The organism is Ochrobactrum sp. XJ1, assembly GCF_024701725.1.
GTDB classification, from domain to species: domain Bacteria; phylum Pseudomonadota; class Alphaproteobacteria; order Rhizobiales; family Rhizobiaceae; genus Brucella; species Brucella anthropi.
Genome location: NZ_VDGD01000002.1, coordinates 463,250 through 488,896 on the forward strand (window position 1 = coordinate 463,250; position 25,647 = coordinate 488,896).

The window sequence follows — 25,647 nt, forward strand, 5'->3', positions numbered from 1 at the left end:
GTTCGAGAGCAATCAGTAACAATAAGTACTGAAGAGGGAACAAACCAACGCATGTCTTCGCTCCCTGCACGGGCCAGAGCAGGGTCGCACTTCAGAAAGCCGAGCGTCATTCCCGGTTTCGGGCTGACGTTCGGCTTCAGTGTTGCCTATCTGACCCTTCTCATTCTCATTCCGCTTGCGGCATTGGTGCTGCGTTCCACCGAAGTCGGGTTTTCCGGCTTCTGGCGCCTCGTCACCGACGAGCGCACATTGAAAGCGCTTGAAACGAGCTTTGGCACCGCCTTCATCGCGGCGCTGGTCAATGTGGTCTTCGGCGTCATCCTCGCCTGGGTTCTGGTGCGTTATCGCTTTCCGGGGCGCCGCTTCGTTGATGCCATCGTCGATATTCCCTTTGCGCTGCCGACGGCAGTGGCCGGTATTGCGCTGGCCGCGATCTATGCGCCGAATGGCTGGATAGGCAGCCTGCTGGCTCCGTTCGGCATTCGCATCGCCTTTTCGCGGGCGGGCATTATCATTGCGCTGATCTTCATCGGTCTGCCGTTCGTGGTGCGCACGGTCCAGCCGATCATGGAGGAAATCAGCCGCGAGGTCGAAGAGGCGGCGGCAACGCTTGGCGCATCCCGGTTTCAGACCATCTGGCGGGTGCTGCTGCCGAGCCTGCAACCCGCCATCCTGACCGGCTTCGCGCTCGCCTTTGCACGCGGCGTCGGCGAATATGGCTCGGTGATCTTCATTGCGGGCAATACGCCTTATGTCTCGGAAATCGCGCCGCTTCTGATCGTGATCAAGCTGGAGGAATATGATTATGCCGGGGCGACGGCGCTCGCCACGGTGATGCTGGCGCTTTCCTTTGCGATGTTGCTTTTCATCAATCTCATCCAGTCGTGGACACGGAGGAAATATGGTCATGGCGAATGAACCTGTCTCTGCCGCTCCTCGCAACAGCCGAAGCGCTGTCACGGAAAGCCCGGCGACGCGCATCACGCTGATCGCTCTGGCGCTGGCATTTCTGGCCCTGTTCCTCATCCTGCCGGTGATAGCGGTTTTCGTGGAAGCCTTCCGCAAGGGGGCAGGCGAATATCTGGCCGCACTGGTCGAGCCGGATGCCTGGGCTGCGATAAGGCTCACCCTCATGGTGGCGGCCATTGCCGTGCCGCTCAATCTGGTCTTCGGCATTGCAGCTGCGTGGGCAATCGCGAAGTTCGAGTTCAAGGGCAAGGCGCTGCTGACGACGCTGATCGATCTGCCGTTTTCCGTGTCGCCGGTCATTTCCGGTCTTGTTTTCGTGCTGCTTTTCTCAAGTCACAGCCTGCTTGGGCCGTGGCTGTCACGGCACGGCATCGAGATATTGTTCGCCGTTCCGGGCATCGTGCTGGCGACGGTGTTCGTCACGTTTCCCTTCGTCGCGCGCGAACTGATCCCGCTTATGCAGGAACAGGGAACCGGCGATGAAGAGGCGGCGATTTCGCTTGGCGCCAATGGCTGGCAGACGTTCCGCTATGTGACGCTGCCCAATATCAAATGGGGGCTGCTTTACGGTGTGCTGCTCTGCAATGCCCGTGCAATGGGCGAGTTCGGCGCTGTTTCCGTTGTCTCTGGACATATTCGCGGTCTCACCAATACGATGCCGCTGCATGTGGAAATCCTCTACAACGAATATAACTTCGTCGGTGCATTTGCGGTGGCGTCGCTGCTGGCTTTCCTGGCGTTGTTGACACTTGCCATCAAGACAGCGCTGGAACTGCGTTATGGCGATGAACTGGCTGGCAGCGGAAACGGGCACTGACATCTAAACGAGCAATTGGCCGCACGGCGGCAGAAGTAAAGCATAGTCCTGCTATGGCAGACGGAAGGATTGGGAATGGAAGTTCGTGTTGCCGGTGTGCGTAAGGAGTTCGCTCGCTTCCCGGCGTTGCATAATGTCTCGCTGGATATTCGTTCCGGCGAGTTGATCGCTTTGCTGGGACCTTCCGGTTCGGGCAAGACCACGCTTTTGCGCCTGATTGCCGGGCTGGAAACGCCGACCGAAGGTACCATCTTCTTCGGCGACGAAGACGCCTCGCAGAAGAGCGTTCAGGAGCGCAATGTCGGCTTCGTCTTTCAGCATTATGCGTTGTTCCGTCATATGACGGTGGCGGACAATATCGGCTTCGGTCTGAAGGTGCGTCCAAGCGCGACACGTCCGTCGAGTGACGATATTCGCAACCGCGCGCTGGAATTGCTCGATCTCGTTCAGCTACAGGGACTGGAGAAGCGTTATCCGGCGCAGCTTTCCGGTGGTCAGCGCCAGCGCGTGGCGCTTGCCCGCGCCATGGCGATTGAACCGAAAGTCCTGCTTCTCGATGAACCGTTTGGCGCGCTTGATGCGCTGGTGCGCAAGGAACTGCGCCGTTGGCTGCGCGAGATTCACGACAAGACCGGCCATACGACCGTTTTCGTGACCCACGATCAGGACGAGGCGCTGGAGCTCGCCGACCGCGTGGTGGTGATGAGCCAGGGGCGTATCGAGCAGGTCGGTACGCCCGACGAAGTCTATGACAATCCGAATTCCCCGGGCGTCTATGGCTTCATCGGCGAGTCCAGCACGCTTCCGGTACGGGTCGAAAAGGGCGAGATCTGGCTGGTGGATCGCAATATCGGCCTGACAGCCCAGGATGTGGCGGATGGCGATGCGCAGCTCTTCTTCCGTCCGCACGATGTTGAATTGCTGGACGGTTGCGGCGGCTGCATCGCAGGCACGGTGGTGGCGAGCCGTCGCTCGGGCGGCAAGCGGCGTGTCGAACTGGAAGTAGGCGGCGCACGCGAGCGGGTGGAGATCGAAATTCCAGCCGAACATCCAGCCGCGGAAAAGAGTCGCATCGCCTTCCGACCGCGTTACTGGAAGCTTTTTCCTGCCAGTGAAACCGGTTCCTGATCGTCACTTTCCGGTGAAGTGAAATACGAGGCCCGGCAGATGCGCGGTGATTCCCGCAGACCTGCCGGGCTTTTCTCTATCGACGGGCGTGGTGGGGCCGCGCTGAAATTTTCCGGCAGGTTACCTGCGGTAGTATTATTTTTATTTTCAATATGTTAGGGTTGCAGGAAACGGGGTGTTCCATAACGCAACATTAATGGGCGGAAAGAATTGTGCGTTGCGATTCAAACGGTTTGAATATCAGCACATTGCGCCGTCGCATTTTGGCCAAATGCGGTCGACATTCAGGGAACCGATCACGGATACTGCCGTTTCCCTGAAATGAAAATTCGGAATAATGTCAGTATCCACCCGCCGCAGATAACTCATTTCCTTCGGAAAGGCTGTTAAGGCAGATGCCGGAATTGTCTTCTTCGCTCTCCAATTCAACCTCTACCGAGAATAAATCGCCGATGCAGAAACCTTCGATGGAACCCAAATCCAGCGAGCCCGATGCATCGGGCCGGATTCCGCCCGAACAACCATCCCCCATCAGGGCCTTGTACAAAACCGAGGAAGAGCTTGGCGCGCTTGCCGCTGCCGTGGCGCGGGGCGAAGACATTCCGCTGCCGGGCTATATCGCCTTCCCGTTCGACCAACGCCTGTCCGAAAACGGCAAGCTGATCCTGCATGCCTATCGCGCCTCCGATGCCGCATCGCGTGCGGGCGAGACCATCACGCCAGCCGCGCAATGGCTGCTCGACAATCATTACCAGATCGACAAGAACGTGCAGCAGGCCCGCCGCGACCTGCCACGCCGCTTCATCCGTCAGCTGCCGCTCTACAAGGCGCCGGTTGAGAAATATGAGGGCATGCCGCGCATTTTCGCGCTGGCCTGGCTTTATGTCGCCCATACGGACAGCAATTTCTCGCTGAAGACGCTGACGGCCATCGTCAAGGGTTTCCAGACTGTCGAGCCCCTGAAGATCGGTGAATTGTGGGCGCTGCCTTCTGCGGTGCGCTATTTCTTGATCGAGAATGCACGCCGTCTGGCGCTGCGCGTCGACCGCGCGCGCATCATGCGCAATCTCGCCAATACGGCCGCCGACCGCATCGTGGTTGCCACCGACGGTGCCGAACTGGATTCGGTTCTGGCGCAATATGCCGATGCTGCCCGCGACAGCACTTTCGCGACCCATCTTCTTTATCGCTTGCGTTCCTCATCGACCGACACCACGGCTGCTGCCAGCTGGCTGGAACGGATTCTGGAGCAGGAAGGCAGCAATCCGGAAGACGCCATCGTTGAGGAACATGCCCGGCAGTCTACCGGCGGCGTCACGATGGGCAATGTCATCCGCAGCCTGAAATCCATCGATGACGTGGACTGGGAAACCTGGTTCGAAACCGTCAACGAGGTCGATGCGATCCTGCGTGACCACAGCGATTTCGAGCTTCTGGATTTCCGTTCTCGCAATGCCTATCGCGTGACCATTGAAAAGCTCGCCCGCTATTCGGACATGAGCGAAATCGACATCACATGGGCAGCGCTGAAACTGGCCGAAGACGGACATCGTGCGGAAAAGGCCGGTCATCCTGAAGCCGAGGGCAAGGGCGCAATCGCCTATTATCTGTCCGGCGAAGGTCGCAAGGAGCTGGAAAAGGTTTGTGGCTACAAGGCGCCGTTCGGCGTCAAGGCGCTGCGCTTCTATCGTGGTCTCGGTCTGTGGGGGCTGTTCATCCCGACGGCGATCTTCACGATCCTGATCCTTCTGCTCGTCAATTACTGCATGATCCGCGCCGGTCTTTCGACTGATCTGCGCACGCTGTTCACGCTTCTGGCGATCTTCCCGGCAATGGACGCCTCCTATTCGCTGTTCAATGCGCTGGTGCCGTGGTTTGTCCAGCCGACGCGGCTCATCGGTTTCGAATATAAGGAAGGCTTGCCGGAGGAGGCGCGCACGCTGGTCGCGGTGCCGACCTTCATCACCTCGCGTGATTCCATCGACGAGCAGATTCGCAATCTGGAAGTTCATTATCTCACCAATCCGCGTGGTGAAATCTACTTTGCGCTGGTCAGTGACTGGACTGATGCGAAGCAGGAAATCACGCCTGCGGATATGGAAACCTATGAATATGCGCGCGAGGAAATCGCCAAGCTCAACGAGCATTATACCGGCGACGACCAGCCACGCTTTTTCCTCATGCATCGTCGTCGCCTCTTCAACGAGAAGCAGAATTGCTGGATGGGCTGGGAGCGTAAGCGCGGCAAGCTGCACGAGCTGAACCTGCTGCTGCGCGGTGATCAGGATACGAGCTTTTTCCCGCCGGACGAACGCCTGCCGAAGGAAATCAAATATGTGATGACGCTGGACGCTGACACGCGTCTGACGCCGGAATCCGTCACGCATCTGGCCGGCAAGCTCAGCCATCCTCTGAACCGTCCGATCATCGACGAAAAGACCGGCAAGGTCGTGCGCGGTTACGGCATCCTCCAGCCGCGCGTAACGCCCTCGCTCACCACCGGTGACGAGGCGTCGTTCCTGCAGCGCGTCTTCTCCGTCAATCGCGGTATCGACCCTTATGTCTTCGCCGTGTCCGACACCTATCAGGACCTGCTCGGTGAAGGCACCTTCACCGGCAAGGGACTTTACGACATCGATGCCTTCGAGGCAGCGCTGAAGGGCCGCGTGCCTGAGAACACGCTGCTCAGCCACGATCTTCTCGAAGGCGGCTATTCCCGCGCGGCTCTGGTCAGCGATGTCGAAGTGGTCGAGGATTATCCGACCGGCTACAATGTCGACGTATCGCGTCATCATCGCTGGGCGCGTGGCGACTGGCAGCTTCTGCCCTGGCTGTTTTCGACAAGCCGTGGCGTCAGCCACATCACGCGCTGGAAGATGGTCGACAACCTGCGCCGCTCGCTCAATCCGATCCTGTGGCTGATCGCAGCCGTCGTCGGCTGGAGCGTGCTGCCAATCGGGCCTGCTGCCGTCTGGCAGGGCTTCCTCATTCTCTCCATGTTCGTTGCGCCGACATTCGGCATTGTGACCAATCTCATTCCATCGAACATGGACTATTCGCTGAAAGGTCATGCGCAGTCGGTGCTGACTGACATCGCGCTCGGCACGGCCGATGTGGCGCTGCGCACCACCTTCATCGCCCATTCGGCGTTCCTGATGGCGGATGCGATTGTGCGTACCGTCTATCGCCTGTTCGTCTCGCATCGCAATCTTCTGGAATGGCGCACGGCTGCGCAGGCGAGAACCTCGCCCGATACGCTGCTGTTTTATTTCCAGCTGATGTGGCCGGCCATAGCCATTGCGGGTCTGGCGATCTTCATCCCGCTTGCTGCCCAAAGTCATGCGGCAATGATCGCAGCGCCATTTGCCGTCATCTGGTTTGCCTCACCGCTGATTGCATGGCTGGTCAGCCGTTCGGCGAAGCCGCAGGACACGCTGGAAGTGCTTTCTTCCGACAAGTCGGACCTGCGCCGCTATGCACGCCGGACCTGGCGTTATTTCGCCGAGTTCGCAAACGAGGAAAACAACCATCTGCCGCCGGACAACTTCCAGGAAGATCCGGCGCCGATTGTCGCGCAGCGCACGTCGCCGACCAATATCGGCGTCTATCTCCTGTCCGTCGTCGCCGCGCGCGATTTCGGCTGGATCGGCTTCGGTGAAACGCTGGACCGCGTTCAAGCCACTGTCGATACGCTTGAGAAGATGGAGAAGTATCAGGGCCATCTCTACAACTGGTACGAGACCAACACGCTGACGCCGATGCGCCCGCTTTATGTCTCTGCGGTGGATAGCGGCAACCTTGCCGGGCATTTGGTCACGCTGTCGTCGGCGCTGGAAGAATGGGCGGAAGCACCATCCGTCTACATGCAGGGCGACCTCGACGGTATCCTTGATGTCAACGACATCCTTGAAGAGACAATCGCGAAAATCCCGGATGATCGCCGGATTCTGCGTCCGCTGCGCCGCCGTCTGGAAGAGCGGATTGCCAATTTCCGCCGCGCCGTGATTTCCATCAAGGATGAGCCGGAAACGGCCTCCTTCCGCACCATCAACCTGTCGCTGTTTGCAACCGACATCGTTCGCCTGATGGACGAACTCGACGGCGAAATCGAAACCCCGGCAAGCGCTGAAGCCGTGGAATGGGCGCGCATTCTCGTCGATACCTGCAAGGCGCATACTGAGGATTCCATCGGCGAGCACGATACGGACGCGCTGCGTGAGCGTTTGCGCTATCTTGCTACCCGTTCGCGCCAGCTCGCATTCGATATGCAGTTCGGTTTCCTTGAACGGAAGGAACGCCGTCTTCTCTCCATCGGTTTCCGTGTGCAGGAAAACGAACTGGACGAAAGCTGCTACGATCTTCTGGCGTCTGAAGCGCGTCTGGCGAGCCTGTTCGCCATCGCCAAGGGCGACGTTCCGGTCGAACATTGGTTCAAGCTTGGCCGTCTTCTGGTGCCGGTGGGCTGGAAGGGCGCTCTGCTCTCCTGGTCCGGCTCGATGTTCGAATATCTGATGCCGCCGCTGGTCATGTCCGAGCCGCTTGGTTCGCTGCTTGACCAGACCAACAAGCTCGTGGTGCAGCGCCAGATCGATTATGCGACCTCGCGCGGTCTGCCATGGGGTATTTCGGAAGCGGCGTTCAATGCGCGCGATGCGCATATGAACTACCAGTATTCCAATTTCGGCGTGCCCAATCTGGGCCTGCAGCGCGGCCTGTCGCGCAATGCGGTTATCGCACCCTATGCGAGCCTGCTCGCCGCGCAGTATCAGCCTGCTGCCGCTGTCGCGAACCTGAAGCGCCTTGCCAAGCTTGGCGCGCTCGGACGCTATGGCTTCCACGATTCGGTGGACTTTACGCCGTCACGTGTTCGCGAAGGCGAACTCTGTGCTGTGGTGAAGAACTACTACGCCCATCACCACGGCATGGCGATCATCGCGGTCAACAACGTGATCTTTGAAGGCCGGATGCGCGAGCGTTTCCACTCCGATCCGGTGATCGAGGCCGCCGAACTGCTCCTGCAGGAAAAGGCACCGCGCGAAATCCCGATGATCTACGCCAAGACGGAAAATCCGATGCGCGTGGATTCGGGTGGCTTCGACGATGCGCCGATGCGGATTGTCGACAAGCCGTTCAAGGCGCCGCGCACCACGCATATGATGTCGAACGGACAATATGCGCTGATGGTGACAGCAAACGGTTCAGGCTACAGCCGCTGGCACAATTGGGACATTACCCGCTTCCACGCCGATGCGTCGGAAGACCTTCAGGGCACGTTCCTGTTCCTGCGCGACATGGAAAGCGGATACTGGTGGTCGGCAACCGGCGAACCGGTCCGCAACCCGGAAGAGGAAACCAAAACGGTCTTCACCGAAGACAAGGCGGAATTCTACAAGACCGCCGGTGACATCAAGACCGTTATGGAAGTGATCGTGTCGTCGGAATCGGACGGCGAAGGCCGCAGGCTCGACATCATCAACACGTCCGCCCGCGACCGTATGATCGAGGTCACCTCCTATGCGGAGCTGGTGCTGACCGACAGCGACAGCGATGCCGCCCATCCGGCCTTTGCCAAGATGTTCGTGGAGACCGAAATCTCCGATAACGGTTCGACCATCTATGCCAAGCGCCGCAAGCGCGCGCCGTCCGATCCGGACATCCACGTCGCGCATTTCGTGACCGATCTTTCCGGCTCGATCCGCGAAACGGAAGTCGAAACCGACCGCCGTGCCTTTGTCGGTCGTGGCCGCAGCTTGCGTGATGCGGCTGCCTTCGATCAGGGTGCCAAGTTCAACGGCAGCCAGGGTTGCGTGCTCGACCCGATCGCTTCGGTGCGTACACGTGTCCGCGTTCCGGCGCATAAAAAGGTGAGCCTCGTTTTCTGGACCTTCGCAGGCGGCAGCCGCGATGCGGTAGAACACGCCGTGGCGCTGCATCGGCATCCGGAAACTTTCGCCCGCGAATATTCGCTGTCATGGACCAGCTCGCAGGTGCAGCTCTACCATATCGGCATCAAGCCTGCCGAAGCTGCCGACTATCAGAAGGTGGCCGCCTATCTGCTCTATCCGGAGCGGACATTGCGCCAGCCGCCGGAAACCATCGCCAGCGGCCTCGGCAAGCAGTCCGACCTGTGGCCGATGTCGATATCCGGCGACTATCCGATTTTCGCATTGCGTATCGACAACGAAGCTGATCTCGACGTGTTGCGTGGTGTGCTGCGCGCGCAGGAATACTGGCGCTCGAAGGGCCTAACCGTCGATGTCGTGGCGGTCAACGAGCGTGCCTTCTCCTATGCGCAGGACACACAGCGCGCCATCGACTGGATCGTGGAAGGTTTCCGCGCCCGTGGTGGCGGTCAGCCGCACATCTTCGCGGTGCGCCGCGACCAGATGAGCGACGAAAGCTACAACACGCTGCTCGCCTCGGCGCGCATCGTCATGCATGCGCAGAACGGCTCGCTGGCCGAGCAGCTTCGTCGCAGCGAGGAAATCACCGTCGATCTGGCGGCGCGCGATGCCAAGACTGCCATTGGCGGTCAGGCTTCGGCTCAGGGGCTGGGTGCTGCGGGGCTTGCGCCTGTCGCCATCGAACGCGGGACGGAAGAACGCCGTCCTGTGGTCAAGCCTGTAGTAAACCGTCCTGCGCCGTCCGGGGACGATCTTCGTTTCTGGAATGGTTATGGCGGCTTTGCCGAGGACGGCAGCTATGTAGTGCGCGTCAACAACCGCACCAACACGCCGCATCCGTGGATCAATGTGATCGCCAATCCGAATTTCGGCTTCCATGTCTCGGCGGAAGGTTCGGCCTTCACCTGGGCAGGCAACAGCCGCGATTATCAGCTCACCCCATGGGCGAACGATCCGGTCACGAACCGTCCGGGCGAGGCGATCTATGTCCTCGACCGTGAAACGGGCCGCACCTTTGCGCCAACGGCAAGCGTGCTGCGCGATGAGGCCGTGACCTATGAAGCGCGTCATGGCCACGGCTATTCGAGCTTCGGGGCACAGCATGGCGAATTGGCACTCGACCTCACCCACATCGTGGATGCGGACAAGCCGGTGCGCCTATCACGCCTGACCGTGACCAATAACGGGCGTTCCAAGCGCAAGCTGCGCGTCTATGGCTATGTGGAATGGGTGCTAGGCAATGCCCGCTCCAAGAATGTGCCTTTCATTGTACCTTCGCAGGACGAGGAATTGGGCGCACTCTTTGCAGGCAATCCGTATCATCCGGACAAGTCCGGGCAGATCGCCTTCTTTGCGGCAACCGAAAAGCCGCAATCCGTCACTGCTGACCGCAGCGAGTTCATCGGCACCACCGGTTCGGTGGACAAGCCGGAAGTCGTGCTGGCTGGCAAGGCGCTTTCGGGTACGGTCGAAGCAGGCCGCGATCCATGTGCGGCGCTCGCTCTTGATATCGAAGTGGGGCCGGGTGAAGCACGCGAGATCGTCTTCCTGCTCGGCAATGCCGCCGATCAGAGACAGGCGAAGGCGCTGATCGCCGAAACCCGCAAGGTGTCGTTCGGTGACAAGCTTGCTGCTGCCAGACAGCAGTGGGAAGGCCTGTTCGACCGCGTTCAGGTGAAAACGCCAGACCCTGCTTTCGACCTTCTGGTCAATGGCTGGCTGCCCTATCAGGCGATTGCCTGCCGTATATGGGCCCGCGCTGCCTTCTATCAGGCAAGTGGTGCGTTCGGCTTCCGTGATCAGTTGCAGGACACGCTGTCGCTGCTTCTGATCGATCCGACGCTTGCCCGCGCGCAGATACTCAATGCGGCATCACGCCAGTTCCCGGAAGGCGATGTCCAGCATTGGTGGCTGCCAGCGACCGGGGCGGGCGTCCGCACGCTGATCTCGGACGATGTTGTTTGGCTCGGCTATGGCGCTTCGCTTTATGTCGAGACGACGGGCGACCGCTCGATCCTCGATGAAAAGCTGCCGTTCCTCGAAGGGCGCAAGCTGGAGGAGGGCGAACACGATGCCTTCTATCAGCCGGAAATCTCCGAACAGACGGCAAGCCTTTATGAGCATTGCGCCTTGGCGCTCGACCTTGCTGTCGAGCGAACCGGCAAGCACGGTCTGCCGCTGATCCTCGGCGGCGACTGGAACGACGGCATGAATCTCGTCGGCGTGAAGGGAGAGGGCGAGAGCGTTTGGCTTGGCTGGTTCCTCGCCTATACGCTCGGTAAATTCATCCCGATTGCCGAAGGGCGCAAGGACAAGAAGCGCGTCGATATCTGGAAAGCACATCTGGAAAGCCTGACCGAAGCGCTCGACCGCGATGGTTGGGATGGCCAGTGGTATCGCCGTGGTTTCTACGACAACGGCGCACCGCTTGGCTCGAAGGACAGCGACGAATGCCAGATCGATGCCATCGCGCAGTCGTGGAGCGTGTTGTCCGGCGTTGCCGATCCGAAGCGCGCCGAACAGGCGATGGCCTCGCTTGAAAAGTACCTGCTGGATGACGAGGGTGAATTGCTGCGTCTCTTCACGCCGCCTTTCGACAGGACCATTCAGGAGCCGGGCTACATCAAGGGGTATCCACCGGGCGTTCGTGAGAATGGCGGCCAGTACACCCACGGTGCGACCTGGGCCATTCTGGCGCTTGCCCGCATGGGCAAGACGGCTGAAGCATGGCGTCTGTTCTCGCTCATCAGCCCGGTCAGCCATGGTCGCAACCCGGATATCTACCGCGTCGAGCCTTATGTGATTGCAGCCGACATCTATTCTGTCGAGCCGCGTCGCGGGCAGGGTGGCTGGACCTGGTACACCGGCTCCGCCGGCTGGTTCTACCGCGTTGCGACGGAGGGTATCCTTGGCGTCACAAAACGCGGCGACCGCCTGCATCTCGACCCGGCCTTGCCGCCGGAATGGGATGGCTATGAAGCCGAGCTCCGCTTTGGCGAAGCGCTCTACCGCGTGAAGGTCGTGGTAGGTGCCCCCAGTGCCAAGGACAAGGTGGTGAAGCTCAACGGTCGCAAGGTCGGCAAGCCGGAAGAGGGTGTGCCGATCAAGCCGGACGGAGAACACGAAATCGTCGTAGAGCTTCCCAAACAGAAGTGAACCGATTAAAAAGGGCGGGTGAAAACCCGCCTTTTGCACGACTCGGCGAAGTAAAGCCGGATGTTTGTGCTATCGGAAACATGCTTTTTCTGGAGGCCGTCATGGCCAAGACTGATATTGCGCGCCGCGTCTACAATCACGCATGGAAGCTCGATCCCATTGTCCGCAGCCTTCTGGATACGGACTTCTACAAGCTTCTGATGCTGCAGATGATTTGGGGCCTTTACCCCAAGGTGGACGCAACCTTCTCGCTCATCAACCGCACGACATCGGTGCGCCTTGCCGACGAAATCGATGAGGGCGAATTGCGTGCGCAGCTCGACCATGCCCGCACGCTGCGTTTCTCCAAGAAGGAAATGATCTGGCTGGCGGGTAACAGTTTCTATGGCCGCAAGCAGATTTTCCAGCCCGAGTTCCTGAACTGGCTGCACGATTTCCAGCTTCCGGAATATGATCTGCGCCGCAAGGACGGCCAGTACGAGCTGCATTTCCATGGACCGTGGTCGCACACCACCATGTGGGAAATTCCCGCACTTGCCATCATCAACGAGCTGCGTTCGCGCGCGGCGATGAAGAACCTCGGACCGTTTTCGCTCGACGTGCTTTATGCGCGCGCCAAGGCGAAGATGTGGAGCAAGGTTGAACGCCTGCGCCAGCTGCCGGGGCTGAAGATTTCCGACTTCGGCACGCGCCGCCGCCATTCCTTCCTGTGGCAGCGTTGGTGCGTCGAAGCGCTGAAGGAAGGCATTGGCGATGCCTTCACCGGCACCAGCAATGTGCTTCTGGCTATGGATACCGATCTTGAAGCACTTGGCACCAATGCGCATGAATTGCCGATGGTGCTGGCAGCTCTTGCCAAGAATGACGAGGAACTGCGCTCAGCCCCCTATCGCGTGCTGCAGGACTGGAACCGTTACTATGGCGGCAATCTTCTGATCGTTCTGCCCGATGCTTTCGGCACGGCTGCCTTCCTGCGTAATGCGCCGGACTGGGTTGCCGACTGGACCGGCTTCCGCCCCGACAGTGCCCCGCCCATCGAAGGCGGCGAGCGCATCATCGAATGGTGGAAGTCACGCGGCAAGGACCCGCGCGAAAAGCTGCTGATCTTTTCCGACGCGCTCGATGTGGATACGATCGAGGAGACTTACCGTCACTTCGAAGGGCGTGTGCGTATGAGCTTCGGCTGGGGCACCAACCTCACCAATGATTTTGCAGGTTGCGCTCCGAAGGAAATCGAAGGGCTGAATGCCATCTCGCTGGTCTGCAAGGTGACGGATGCCAACGGCCATCCGGCGGTCAAGCTTTCCGACAATCCGCAAAAGGCGACCGGCGATCCCAAGGAAGTGGCTCGTTATCTCAAGTTCTTCGGAAATGAGGAGCGGGTGGAGCAGCTCGTCCGCGTGTGACGAGCTGCAACGAGCGATTAAAGCGCGTTTCGATCTGACTGGATCAGATCGGCGCCCTAATCTTTTGTTTTGACGCGCATCTTATCCGAAAACCGTTTCACACTTTTCGGGATGCGCTCTATTCCATCAACCGTGCGGTGCCGGAAACGCGGATAGAGCCGCCGCGCTCATTGCCGATCTGGGCGCGCAGATGTGACGGACTGCCCATATCCTCGCCCTGAAAGACTTCGATCTCGCCGCCATGCGGCCAGCCGCTATCACGCAGATAGGCGGCAAAGGCCGCCGTGGCCGCACCCGTCGCCGGGTCTTCATAAACTCCGCCGGAGGCAAACGGGTTGCGGCTGTGGAAGCGCTTCGGCGTCTCGGAATAGATGAGCAGGATCGTCGTCCAGCCTTGCCGCTTCATCAGGATGCGCCCGCGCGCCATGTCGTAATGCATCGAAGCCAGCTTTTCGCGTGAACGAAGCGGAAGCACGATATGGTCCGCCCCGGCATGGATCAGGGCCGGTACCAGACCGGGTGCCAGATCATCCTGTTCGAAACTGAACAGTGCCAGCGCCTGTTCCACTTCCGCATCGTTGGCGGCACGCTGGCGCGTCGGTGGCGATTGCAGGCTGGCCGCAAACAGCTCGCCTTCCTTGCGGCCTTCGACGCTGATATCGCCATTGTTGAGCTTGAGTGCGAAACGTCCATCGCCCATGCGCATGGCCAACGCAGCGCCGAGAGCAATGGTAGCGTGACCGCAGAACGGCACTTCCATTTCCGGCGCAAAATAGCGAACGCGCCAGCTGTCGTCCTCCGGCGCAGCAAAGGCGGTTTCGGAAAAGCCCACATCCTTTGCGATTTTCTGCATATCTTGCGGGGAGGGGAGGCGATCGGCGATCAACACTCCAGCGGGATTGCCGCCCTGATTGCCTTGCGAAAAGGCAGCAATGCGCAATACGTCCATGGTTTCTCCTCGCCAGTCTGATTCGTGTCCCGCCCACCCCTATAAAAGGCGTGAAATGTGGCTGGTCAAGCAGTCTGTCGGCTAGCGGAAACTATCAACAGCATAGGTCGTTCCATCTCCTCCGACAGTGCTGGCCATGCCGCGATCTGCTCTGGCGACGGATGCCATTCCTCTAGCCGGTTGATGGCAAATCCGGCCTCAATCAGCGCATTAACGGAGGTGCTGAGGCGGCGGTGATATTTGATGACACCCTCTGCCAGCCAATCGGTCCGCCTCTCACCTTCCACTGCATAATGATAGACCGGCCAGCGCTTCTGGCCGTTGCCTTCCTCGATCCAGCCCGGCGTAAGCGGCGCCATGAAGATCGGATGCTCAATCGTGAAAACAAAGCGACCTTCTGGCCGCAAAGCTGCATGGATCGCTTTCAAAAGACGCGGGAAGTCGCGGATATAGTGAAAGGCCAAAGAACTGTAGACGAGATCGAAGCTTGCTTCTGGAAGTTCCAGCCTTTCCATGTCGGCCTGAATGTAGCGAATGGCGTCATCCTGTGTGTCACGGCGTGCGCGTTCGAGCATGTTTTCTGAAAGGTCGTAGCCGGTGAGGGAGGCAGCTCCCTGTTCGCGAGCAAAGCGGCAAAACCAGCCGAAACCGCAACCGAGATCGGCAACGTCACGGCCGGTCAGATCGGGCAAAAGTGAACGGACAAGTGGCCATTCAGGCGCGCCTTCCAGCCCAAGCACGGAACGTGGCAACTGGCTGTAAGCGGCGAAGAAGTCGTCGCGATCATAAATATTCTGGGCCATGGTCTATCGTTCGGTCAGTGCGAGTTTTGCCCCGAGCGCGACGAAGGCGGCAGCAAAGCTGCGGCGCATCCATGCAAGCACAGCGGGGCGCGAGATGATCTGGTTACGGACGGCGGCTGCGAACACACCGTAGAACGCAAATACCACGAATGTCATCGCCATGAAGACGAGAGACAGTTCCACCATACGGGCAACCGTCCCGCCCTGCTGCGTATTTACGAACTGCGGCAGGAAGGCAAAGAAGAATATCGACAGTTTGGGGTTCAGCAGATTGACGAGGATCGCCGACCAGATGACCTCACGGTCCGAACGCGGCGCGTCGTTGGTTTCGATCTTCAGTGTGCCATGCTCCTTGAGCGTCATCCACGCCATATAGAGCAGATAGGCAACGCCTGCATATTTGATGACCTCGAAAGCAAGTGCGCTGGTATGGAGCAGAGCCGCCAGCCCTGTCACGGCAGCCAGCATATGCGGCACGATGCCGAGCGTGCAGCCGAGCGCGGCAATGACTGAGGCCCGTGCGCCACGGGACAGCCCTGCCGCAAGCGTTACCAGCACGCCAGTACCAGGCGATGCAACGATGATGAAGGATGTCAGCAGAAATTCGATGCTCATGATGTTCTGGACTCCTGTTCGGACCTTGTCGGAAAAGGTCGACGCAGGCCGGACGCATCATGTCACGGCTTTGCCTTGCGTCAATCCTTCATCTCATGCGCCCATGGCGGGTTTGCACCTGCACGCGAGACGGTGACGGCAGCAGCCCGGACCCCGAGCGCGACGGCGGAATGAATCTGGTCTTCAGTCAGTCCGGCAAGCGCGTCCTTGTCGAGAAGGCCCTGATTGTGAAGGCTGGCGAGAATGCCCGCATTGACCGTGTCGCCGGCGCCAACGGTGTCAATCACGTCCACATTCACACCCGGCACGCGCACGGTTGCCTCGGTCGTATAGGCGTCAGCGCCATGCGCGCCCTTGGTAATGACCACCAGTTTCGGTCCGAGCTTCAGCCATTCGGCTGCGATTTCGTCGTGGCTGCCCTTTTCGCCAAACCAGGCGAGATCTTCGTCTGAAAGTTTCACGATATCGGCGAGCGCGATCATGCGCTTCATGCGCGCCAGATGTTTTTCGCGGTTGGTGATGAAGCCAGCACGAATATTCGGGTCGAGGAACATGACCCGCCTTGGTGCCTCACGCGTCATCAGCGCTTCATAGACGCTGCCGCAGGGTTCGGAAATCAGGCTGATGCAGCCGAACAGCATGGCGTCGATGGCATCATCGACATAGGGCATGTCGCTCTCGGCCAGCATGCGGCCAGCAGTATTTTCATCATAGAAGGCGTAACGCGCCTGCCCATCGACCAGACGCACGAAAGCCAGTGTCGTTGGTCGATCTGAGATTGCGGCAAAGGAATAATCGACATTGGATCGCGCCAGATTATCGCGCAGCACCTCGCCGAAAAAATCGGAGGAAATGCCTGAAAAGAAACCGGTTGGGACCTCAAGGCGTCCAAGTGCGATGGCCGTGTTGAAGACGGAGCCACCCGCGAAAGGCTGGAATGCGGTCTCTCCCGCTGCGGTTTCGCGTGGCAGCATGTCGATCAGGGATTCGCCGCAGCAAAGGATCATGAAGGCACAACTCTGTTGTTAAATCGATTGAAACAGACATAAGCACCAAAGCGCGAAGAATTTCAATCTCCGCGCTTTGTTAAGATGTCAGACGTGCTGGCCGCCATTGATATGAATTTCCGAACCCGTCACATAGGATGAGGCCTCGGAGCAGAGGAAGTAGATGGTTTCCGCCACTTCCGATGTCTTGCCGAGGCGGCGCATCGGAAGCTGTTCCACCAGCTTGTCGGTTCCCGGTGAAAGGATCGCCGTATCGATTTCTCCCGGTGCAATGGCATTGACGCGGATACCGTAAGGGCCGAAGTCGGAGGCCATTTCGCGGGTCAGGGCAGCAAGTGCGGCCTTCGATGTAGCATAGGCGGTTCCGGCAAATGGGTGCACGCGGCTACCCGCGATCGAGGTCACATTGACGACCGAGCCATGTGCAGCCTCGAGTTCCTTGAACAGGCCACGTGCCAGCATGATCGAGGCAAGGAAGTTGACCTGAAATACATCGCGCCAGACCGCCATGGGCGTTTCGATGGAATTCATGCGGCGTCCGCCCTCCGCCTTCGGCGAAATGCCTGCATTGTTGACTAGTGCATGAAGCTTGCTGCCATCGGCTTCGAGACGGCGGCGGATTTCGGCGATTGCCTTGCCGACATCTTCCTGATCGGCGAGGTCGACCTTGATGTGATCTTCCGGACCGGCAGGCCAGGGGCAATTGTCGGAAAAATCCTGTCGCGAGCAGGTGATGACGCGCCACCCGGCCCGCGAAAAACGCTTCACCGTCGCATGGCCGATGCCACGGCTGGCACCGGTCAGGACCAGAGTTTTACGTTCGGTATCCGCCTTGGGAGTATCGGAACCGGCAACGTCTGTTTTGGTGACTTGGGACATGGAAACCTCGCTCTCCAATCTTGAATAGACCAAGCCGCTCAAGATTTCGAGGGGAATTAAAGCGCATCACGAAAAGTGTGAAACGGTTTTCGGAAACTGTGCGTGTTAGCGGAAATAGTGAGAGCGTTGATCTGACTTAATCAGATCGAAACGCGCTCGAACAAGCTTGTATTGAAGCTGCTTCACTTGATCGCGAGTAAAGGCCGCCAGTGGCGGCCTCTATTGATGTTACGGTGAATTACCCATGATGATATCGAGCAATGTCGTTGATTTTCCTGGCTGCTGCGGCTGCCCGCCGCCCACGTCGCCTGGCGGCATCGGGCGGTAATTGTCATTGGCATTGGCCGGGTAAGTCGCAGCGCCGGGCTGTTCGGCGAGTGGGCGGCCCGTCTCATTCGACTGCTGGATACCGCTGCGGGCAGCGGAATCCGGAGCAGGTGGCCAGTAGCCGTCATCACCATTAGCCGCCATCGGCTGATTGCCATAGGAATCCTGAGGCATCATGCCGGGATCGTAAGGCGCATTCGGATCGATGCCGTCGCTGCCACCGGGAACGACGTTCTGGATATCGTAATGGCCGGGAAGCTCGGCAATCGGCACGCCCTTATGTGCTTCCTTCATGAAGTTTTTCCAAGCGGCGACCGGTAGGGTCGAACCGAACACGCGCTTCATGCCCTTGCCGTCATCATTGCCGAACCATACACCGGTTGTGAGGTTGGCCGTATAGCCGACAAACCACGCATCGCGGAAATTCTGGCTGGTGCCGGTCTTGCCTGCTGCGGGCCAGCCGAAGGCGGCGCGCTTTGCCGTCCCGTCTTCCACCGTGCGCCGCAGCATGGCGTTCATCATGCCGACATTGCGTTCATCGATGACACGCGGGCCAACGCCATCTTCCTTCTGATAAAGAACCTTGCCGTCGGAATCCGTCACCTTGGTGATGAAATAGACCGGCGCGCGATAGCCGCCATTGGCAAAGGGCACATAGGCATCGGTCAGTTCCAACAGGGTCACTTCCGACGTGCCGAGTGCCAGCGAGGCATTGGCTTCGAGTTTGGACTGAACGCCAAGCCGATGGGCCGTGTCGATCACGGTCTGCGGGCCGACTTCCATCACGAGCTGCGCCGCAACGGAGTTCAGTGAATGAGAAAGGGCGGTAGCCAGCGTCACCTGTCCCATATATTTGCCGTTATCGTTGCTCGGCGTCCATTTGCCGATACGAACCGGAGCATCGTTGCGTACCGAGTCCGGTGTCCGCCCCTGTTCGAGCGCTGTCAGATAGACGAAGGGCTTGAAGGATGATGCAGGTTGGCGGTGAGCATCGGTGACACGGTCGAACTGGCTTGTGGCATAATCGACGCCGCCGACCATGGCGCGAACTGCGCCGGTACTGTCAATGGAAACGAGCGCGCCCTGACTGGCGTTCATCTTTGTACCGCTCTGGGAAATCTGGTCCTTGATCGCCTCTTCGCCTGCGCGCTGCAGGTTCAGATCGATGGTGGTCTGGACGGTGATGTCTTCCTTCGCTTCACCGATCAGCTCGGGTAGTTCCGCCACAACCTTGTCAGCAACATAGTTTTCCGAGCCCTGCCAGTAGGATGGCGCACGCGTCATCGGTTCGCTTTCGGCGATGGCCATCTGGCTGTCGTCGATCATGCCTTCCTCGCGCATGGCACCCAGCACCAGCTTGGCACGTGCAGCGGCGGCTTCCGGATCACGGGCAGGTGACAGACGAGACGGTGCCTTCAGAAGACCGGCAAGGGTTGCGGCTTCCATCAGGTTCACATCCTTGGCGGGCTTGCTGAAATAACGCCGGGAGGCCGCATCAACACCGAAAGCACCGGAACCGAGATAGACCCGGTTCAGATACATCTCGAGAATCTGGTCCTTGGTGTATTTGTGCTCAAGCCAGAGCGCGAGCATGACTTCCTGCACTTTACGCTCAAGCGTGCGGTCGGGAGAAAGAAACAGGTTCTTGGCAAGCTGCTGGGTCAGCGTTGATCCGCCCTGAACAGCGCGGCCCGAAACAACGTTGGTTACTACCGCGCGGGCAAGGCCGATGGGGTCAATGCCGAAATGCGAATAGAAGCGGCGATCCTCGATAGCGATGACGGCCTTCGGGATAAAGGGCGACATTTCATGCAAGCCCACGGCCTCGCCGCCGGTAGTCCCGCGATTGGCGATCAGGTTTCCGTTGACGTCAACGATACGCACATTCGGTGGACGATCAGGAATGGCCCAATCCGTCGTCGGCGGCATCTTGGCTGCGAAATAGACCAGCATGCCTGCAAAGGCGATACCGCCCCAGAGGCCAAGTACGAGGCACCAGTAGATCGAGCGGCGCAGAAAGCCGAAAAAGCCACGCGGCTTCTTCTTGCCACGTCGTGAAGCGCGTGGTTCCGGTTCTTCTGATTGCCTGCGTCGGCGCTGCTGTGAGCGTGCCATGCGATCCTCCTCGTCGACGCGAAAAACCTCGTCATCTTTTTTCTCTTCGCCACCGAAGGAAGGTTCGATGCGCCGGTTTTTATCGTCACGCGATGTCATGTCAGCCTGGATCCGCCCACCCGTTTGCCGGTCCAATCGTGATGTGGACCGGTCATTCTGAATAATGTCTGCGTGCTTTACGGGATTTTGTGCCGCAAAAGCAAATAAGGGCCTAATCCGGTGCAGGGTAAATGCGGCAGTTTAAAGGGACGTAAATCGTTCACACACAAAAAAGGCTCCGCGGCGGCGGAGCCTTTTCTCAGTTATAAGCCCGATTATGTGCTTATCCCAGGGCGACGAAATGCTAACGCATCATGCCCTGAAAATGCTCAATCGCCGCACAGGCTTAACCAAAACGCGATGAGCCAAACTCATCGAGTTTGGTATTAGAACTTGTAAGCAACACCGAGGCGGATATCGTTGGTCTTGAACGAACCGCGTGTCGCGGTGTTGCCAAGGTCGAAATCCTTGTTGCCGAAATCGGTATAGCGATATTCGAGGCGCAGAAGGACATTGTCGGTCGCAGCGTAGTCAACGCCGGTACCAACAGTCCAGCCGGTCAGGGTCTTGTCGTTGTTATAGTCGCTGCCGCCGACATTGAGCGAGTTCTTCACGCCGCCGAAAGCAACGCCACCGGCGATGTAGGGCATGAAGCGGTCAACGGCATAACCAGCGCGTGCGCGAACAGCGCCCGACCACTGCAGCTTCGTTTCAGCTGAAGTCTGAACAGCGTTGCTGTTCGAAATATAGTCGTGCGACTTCTTCAGGTCGTTGTAGTCGAAGTTGCCGTCAACGCCGAGAATGACGTTGTTGCCCATGTCGAAGTTATAGCCAGCATAGACGCCACCGATGAAGCCGTTCGGCTTGAACTCGTTGGACTGATCCGTGGACTTGTCGTCAAGCTTGGCGCGGCCCCAGCCCCAGCCAATTTCACCACCGATATAAGCGCCGCCCCATGAGAAGGCGGGAGCTGCCATTGGGGCAGGTTCCTGCGAAACGATTGCGTCGGCTGCATAAGCACCGGTGCTGGCGACGACTGCGAGCAGGGAAGCACCAAGTAGAATTCTGAACTTCATCGAAAACTCCTATAAAATATGTTCGATATGGATTTTTAAATAGTATTTCTATGTCATTATGTATGTAACATTATGGCAACATAAATATAGTTTAGAAATAACTAAATATACAATTTGTTATTATTCAATTTTTGCTTTACTAAAAAGCAAACTCCGAATGTTTTTCTTTCTATGTATTTTAGTTATCAATAATTTTATCCAAATAAATTCAGGCCTATGCCAACAAAAAAAGGCTCCGCGATGCGGAGCCTTTTCAGATATGTTTTCAACCAGAATTAGAACTTGTATGCGACGCCGAGGCGAACTTCGTTGGTCTTGAAGTCCTGATTGACATTCAGGCCGCCAAACTCGATGTCCTTATCGCCATAGTCGGTGTAGCGATATTCGAGGCGAACGATCAGGTTGTCGGTTGCGGCATAGTCAACGCCGGCGCCTGCAGTCCAGCCGGTAAGCGTTTTGCTTTCGGAGAAGCTGCCGATACCGTCAATGCTGCCGCTGTTTTTGATGTTGCCGAATGCAACACCACCGGCGAGGTAGGGCATGAAGCGATCAACCGCATAGCCGACACGTGCGCGAACGGCACCGGACCAGCGAAGCTTGGTTTCGAAATCGCCAACTGCGAGGTCACCGCTGTAGACATCGATGTCCTTGGAAACATCGTTGTAGGTCACATCGCCGTCGATACCGAGAACGATGCTGTTGCCGAGATCGAAGTTGTAACCGGCATAGATGCCGCCGAGGAAGCCATCCGGCTTGACGTTGCCAAAGCTATAGACGTCACCGCTGAAATCGGACTTGCCCCAGCCGTAGCCGATCTGGCCACCGATGTAAGCACCGCTCCAGGTAAAGGTTGGTGCAACCACAACCGGAACTGGTTCCTGCTCGATGACAGCGTCGGCAGCCTTTGCGCCTGTAGCGGCCACAAGGGCGACAGTCGATGCAAGAAGAAGGGCCTTGAGCTTCATGATAAACCTCCTGAAGGAAAGTCTCAGAACCAATATTTGTCCCTAATATAAGCGATTGCTGTCAAAAGTCTGTAGCAAACGAGACACATCAAGGGGAATGTCGCCAGAGCGGTACACGTTAGCGTGAGCACCCTGTGAGGAGTCTTGACGTCGTCAGGCGCAATATGGCGCAGGCACACGCAAGTTATACCGGATGTAATTCCGCCGTTGTCGCGTTATAGAAAGCGACAGAACTTGCGGGGGAAACGGAAATGCATGACACGAAGGGCATGAATGGGCGGGTCGACTGGGTCGATATTGCCAAGGGTATCTGCATCATCTTCGTGGTCATGATGCATTCGACGCTGGGCGTGGAGAAAGCAGCCGGCGCCCAGGGCTGGATGCACTATGTGGTCGCCTTTGCCAAACCCTTCCGTATGCCGGATTTCTTCATGATATCAGGCTTGTTTCTCAGTCTTGTGATCGACCGGCCATGGCGGCGTTATCTTGACCGCAAGGTCGTGCATTTTCTCTATTTCTATATTCTGTGGCTGACGATCCAGTTTGCGTTCAAGGCGCCGGGCATTGCCAGCGAAGCCGGAGTTTCCGGTGTGGTGAACGCCTATCTGATGGCTTTCATCGAACCGTTCGGAACGCTCTGGTTCATCTATATCCTGCCTGTTTTCTTCATCGCGACGCGGCTTTTGAAGCACGTGCCGGTAGGCGTGACCTTTACGGCGCTGGCATTTCTCGAAATCCTGCCGATCCATACGGGTTGGATTATGGTCGACGAATTCTGCTCCCGTTTCGTCTATTTCTATGCGGGCTATGCTTTTGCTCCCGCCATCTTCCGGGCTGCGGACTGGCTTCGACAGCGCCCGCTCATCGGTGTTGCCGGACTGCTGGTCTGGGGCTTGATCGAATACAAGCTCGTCTTCATGCCCGTGCCGGAAAGCCTTGTCGCGCTGATATCACCCGCAAGCGACCTTCTGGATGGGCGGGGCGCAATCAGCGATCTGCCGGTCGTTTCACTTCTCCTGGGTCTGGTGGGTGCGCTGGCAATCATTTCCATATCTTCGCTCCTCAGCCTCCTGTCGGCCAGAAACTGGCTGCATCGAGGCTTGAGCTGGCTCGGTGCGCATTCGATTGTCGTCTATCTGGCTTTCTTCCTGCCGATGGCCATTGCCCGCACAGCGTTGCTGAAACTCGGCATTGGCGATATCGGTACAGTCTCGCTCCTGACGACAGCCAGCGGCGTCATCGGTCCGGTCATTCTTTATGGCTGTATCCAGTGGAGCGGTTACGGACAGTTTCTGTTCCGCCGTCCCGGCTGGGCCTATATCGATCAGGCGCCGCAAAAGAAAACGGCGGCTACCGCCGCCGTTTGATCTCATCACGAATGGGCGAAAATGTCGTCCTCGGGCCAGCCCATCAGATCGAGTTCCGAGCGCGTTGGCAGGAACTTGAAGCAGGCTTCGGCCTGTTTCGCACGGCCATCGCGTTCCAGCCGCTGTTCGAGCACGGCTTTCAGACGATGCAGATAGAGCACGTCGGAAGCCGCATATTCGAGCTGCGCAGCTGACAGTGTTTCCGCTGCCCAGTCCGATGATTGCTGCTGCTTGGAAATCGAAACGTCGAGAAGCTCGTTGCAAAGCTCTTTCAGGCCATGGCGGTCCGTATAGGTACGGGTCAGCTTCGATGCGATCTTGGTGCAGAACACAGGTTGCGGCGTGGTGCCGAAAGCCTGCGCCAGCACGGCCAGATCGAAGCGGCCAAAATGAAAGATCTTGGTGATCGAGCGATCCTTCAGAAGCTTGACCAGATTGGGGGCCTTCTTCTGACCGGTTTCAATCTGAATCACGTCTGCCGTGCCGTCACCTGGCGAAATTTGCACCACGCAAAGCCGGTCGCGATGCGGGTTCAGGCCCAGCGTTTCGGTGTCGATGGCGACCGCATCGACCTGATAGTTGTCGAGGTTCGGCAGATCGTTCTTGTGAAAACGGATAGTCATTCAGTTATCCTTACTTCGCGGCGATAGCCGCCATAATACGCGCCCAAGAGCGTTGTCCCTTGTGGAAGGAGTTCAGCTCGTATTTTTCATTGGGCGAATGGATGCGGTCATCTTCGAGGCCAAAGCCCACGAGCAGCGATTCCATGCCGAGGAACTTGTCGAAGTCGCCGACAATCGGGATCGAGCCGCCCATGGCGATCAACACGGCTGGCTTCGGCCATTCGTCGGACAGCGCGTCCTTGGCCTTGGAAACCAGCGGTGAATCATAAGGTAGCTGGATGGCTGGCGAACCGCCATGCGGATGGAACTCCACCGAACAATCGGCTGGCAGACGTTCCTTGACGAATGTGCGGAAGGCTTCGCGGATTTTGACCGGGTCCTGCTTGTGGACAAGACGGAACGAAACCTTGGCGGAAGCTTCTGCTGCAATGACAGTCTTGAAGCCTTCGCCGGTATAGCCGCCGGTGATGCCGTTGACTTCAGCGGTCGGGCGCGCCCATGTCAGTTCCAGAACGCTGCGGCCTTTTTCGCCGGATGGAATGGACAGACCGATCGGACCGAGGAAGTTTTCAGCCGTGCGGCCAAGGCTTTCCCATGACTTCAAAATCTGCGTCGGTGTTTCTTCGACGCCCTCATAGAAATCGGGAACTGTCACGCGCCCGGTTTCGTCGTGCAGGTCGGCCAGAATTTTTGTCAGGATATGGATCGGGTTTGCCGCAGCACCGCCGAAGAAGCCGGAATGGAGATCGCGATCGGCTGCCTTGATGACGATCTCCTCGCCGACGAGGCCGCGCAAGCCCACGCTGATGGCAGGTGTTTCTGCGTCCCACATGGCCGTGTCGCAGACGAGTGCCACATCGGCCTTCAGCTCTTGCTTGTTGGCGTCGAGGAACGGCTTCAGCGATGGCGAGCCGGATTCCTCTTCACCTTCAAACAGGAGTGTCACCTTGACTGGCAGATTGCCATTGATCGCCTTGTAGGCGCGGCAGGCTTCCACAAAGGTCATCAGCTGGCCCTTGTCGTCGGACGTGCCGCGACCGGTCAGGATCTTGCGGCCATTACCCACGTCCTTGATAGCCGGATCGAAAGGATCGTTTTCCCAAAGATTTAGCGGATCGACCGGCTGCACGTCATAGTGACCATAGAACAGCACGTGCGGCGCATCCGGTGTCGCGCCTTCATGATGGGCAACCACCATCGGGTGGCCGGGCGTGTCGCGCACACTGGCATCGAAACCGATTGTCTTCAAATCTTCGACGAGCCATTCCGCAGCCTTGCGGCAATCGGCCTTGTAGGCCGGGTCGGTCGAAATCGACTTGATCCGCAAAAGATCGAACAGGCGATCGAGGCTCTGATCGAGATTGGCGTCGAGATGGCTGAGTACTTTGTCGAGCGATTGCGCAGACGATTGCTGGGACATGGAAACTTCCTGACGAGTCGTAACGTAAACTGGCGGCACACTACAACCAGCGTCGTCAGGATGAAACCCGGTTTGGAAGAAAG

General features: G+C 58.4%; 16 protein-coding genes. 6 read left to right on the forward strand and 10 right to left on the reverse strand.

Features of this window, described 5'->3' with window-relative positions; all coding sequences use genetic code 11:
• The first annotated feature begins 51 nt into the window (after nt 1-51).
• From cysT to pncB, 5 genes are all read left to right on the forward strand, one after another.
• Nucleotides 52-918, forward strand: coding sequence for a sulfate ABC transporter permease subunit CysT (gene cysT, locus FG152_RS05060; RefSeq protein ID WP_010657957.1), 867 nt, complete (start codon nt 52-54; stop codon nt 916-918).
• Complete coding sequence (gene cysW / locus FG152_RS05065; RefSeq protein WP_010657958.1) at nt 908-1,786, forward strand: sulfate ABC transporter permease subunit CysW; 879 nt, start codon at nt 908-910, stop codon at nt 1,784-1,786. Before cysT ends, cysW begins: the two co-directional genes overlap by 11 nt.
• 75 nt (nt 1,787-1,861) lie before the next feature.
• Nucleotides 1,862-2,914 (forward strand): sulfate/molybdate ABC transporter ATP-binding protein, encoded by a 1,053-nt coding sequence (locus FG152_RS05070; RefSeq protein WP_029925979.1) that lies wholly within the window; start codon nt 1,862-1,864, stop codon nt 2,912-2,914.
• Between the two features lie 395 nt (nt 2,915-3,309).
• Entirely contained in the window at nt 3,310-11,973 is an 8,664-nt protein-coding gene (locus FG152_RS05075) for a glycoside hydrolase family 94 protein (RefSeq protein ID WP_029925977.1), read from the forward strand.
• 101 nt (nt 11,974-12,074) lie between these two features.
• Nucleotides 12,075-13,379: a nicotinate phosphoribosyltransferase gene (gene pncB / locus FG152_RS05080; RefSeq protein WP_010657961.1), complete on the forward strand. Its 1,305-nt coding sequence runs from the start codon at nt 12,075-12,077 to the stop codon at nt 13,377-13,379.
• 118 nt (nt 13,380-13,497) lie between these two features.
• Here the strand turns inward: pncB and FG152_RS05085 are convergent, their stop codons facing one another.
• From FG152_RS05085 to FG152_RS05120, 8 genes are all read right to left on the reverse strand, one after another.
• Nucleotides 13,498-14,328, reverse strand: coding sequence for a PhzF family phenazine biosynthesis protein (locus FG152_RS05085; RefSeq protein ID WP_029925975.1), 831 nt, complete (start codon nt 14,326-14,328; stop codon nt 13,498-13,500).
• A gap of 65 nt (nt 14,329-14,393) precedes the next feature.
• Nucleotides 14,394-15,131: a class I SAM-dependent methyltransferase gene (locus FG152_RS05090; RefSeq protein ID WP_454502824.1), complete on the reverse strand. Its 738-nt coding sequence runs from the start codon at nt 15,129-15,131 to the stop codon at nt 14,394-14,396.
• Nucleotides 15,132-15,134: 3 nt separating this feature from the next.
• Nucleotides 15,135-15,746, reverse strand: a complete 612-nt coding sequence (locus tag FG152_RS05095) for a LysE family translocator (protein ID WP_010657964.1) — start codon at nt 15,744-15,746, stop codon at nt 15,135-15,137.
• A gap of 80 nt (nt 15,747-15,826) precedes the next feature.
• Entirely contained in the window at nt 15,827-16,753 is a 927-nt protein-coding gene (locus tag FG152_RS05100; RefSeq protein ID WP_029925972.1) for a carbohydrate kinase family protein, read from the reverse strand.
• 87 nt (nt 16,754-16,840) lie between these two features.
• A complete protein-coding gene (locus FG152_RS05105) occupies nt 16,841-17,632 on the reverse strand; it encodes an SDR family NAD(P)-dependent oxidoreductase (protein ID WP_010657966.1) in 792 nt (263 codons plus the stop codon).
• Between the two features lie 228 nt (nt 17,633-17,860).
• Complete coding sequence (locus tag FG152_RS05110) at nt 17,861-20,173, reverse strand: transglycosylase domain-containing protein (RefSeq protein ID WP_036586089.1); 2,313 nt, start codon at nt 20,171-20,173, stop codon at nt 17,861-17,863.
• A 326-nt stretch (nt 20,174-20,499) separates the two neighbouring features.
• Nucleotides 20,500-21,189 (reverse strand): outer membrane protein, encoded by a 690-nt coding sequence (locus FG152_RS05115; protein WP_011982346.1) that lies wholly within the window; start codon nt 21,187-21,189, stop codon nt 20,500-20,502.
• A gap of 275 nt (nt 21,190-21,464) precedes the next feature.
• Nucleotides 21,465-22,154 carry an outer membrane protein gene (locus FG152_RS05120; protein WP_010657969.1) on the reverse strand — a complete coding sequence of 230 codons (690 nt, stop codon included), beginning with the start codon at nt 22,152-22,154 and terminating at the stop codon, nt 21,465-21,467.
• Between the two features lie 251 nt (nt 22,155-22,405).
• Here FG152_RS05120 and FG152_RS05125 point away from each other — a divergent pair, with 251 nt between their 5' ends.
• Complete coding sequence (locus FG152_RS05125) at nt 22,406-23,521, forward strand: acyltransferase family protein (RefSeq protein ID WP_029925964.1); 1,116 nt, start codon at nt 22,406-22,408, stop codon at nt 23,519-23,521.
• 5 nt (nt 23,522-23,526) lie between these two features.
• Here FG152_RS05125 and FG152_RS05130 read toward each other — a convergent pair whose 3' ends face one another.
• Nucleotides 23,527-24,144, reverse strand: a complete 618-nt coding sequence (locus FG152_RS05130) for a ribonuclease D (protein ID WP_029925962.1) — start codon at nt 24,142-24,144, stop codon at nt 23,527-23,529.
• A 10-nt stretch (nt 24,145-24,154) separates the two neighbouring features.
• A complete protein-coding gene (locus FG152_RS05135; protein WP_029925959.1) occupies nt 24,155-25,564 on the reverse strand; it encodes a dipeptidase in 1,410 nt (469 codons plus the stop codon).
• Between the last annotated feature and the right edge of the window lie 83 nt (nt 25,565-25,647).